Raw genomic sequence first — 215 nt, 5'->3', positions numbered from 1 at the left:
CCCATTGCCTTCAGGCGAACCACCCCAGCGCCAACGCAGTCGCGGCCGGCACCGTCTGCACAAAGAAAATTCGTTTGTTGACCGTGACGGCGCCCCAGATGCCGGCCACCGCCACGCAGATCAGACTGAACAGCGCAAACGCGGCGTTGATGGCGGGGTCTGGTGCGATCAGCCCAATGACCAGTGCGGCTACCAGAAAGCCGTTGTACAGCCCC

1 protein-coding gene is annotated in these 215 nt (G+C 63.3%); it reads right to left on the bottom strand.

From position 1 onward, the window contains the following. Positions 1-10 precede the first annotated feature (10 nt). Positions 11-215, bottom strand: a 205-nt coding sequence (locus G5A07_RS22065) for a DUF1304 domain-containing protein (protein WP_191864054.1), incomplete at its 5' end; no start/stop codon positions are given.

Source organism: Stenotrophomonas sp. AS012628 (assembly GCF_010608305.1).
Lineage (GTDB): Bacteria > Pseudomonadota > Gammaproteobacteria > Xanthomonadales > Xanthomonadaceae > Stenotrophomonas > Stenotrophomonas geniculata.
This window is presented reverse-complemented; position numbering and strand designations above follow the sequence as displayed.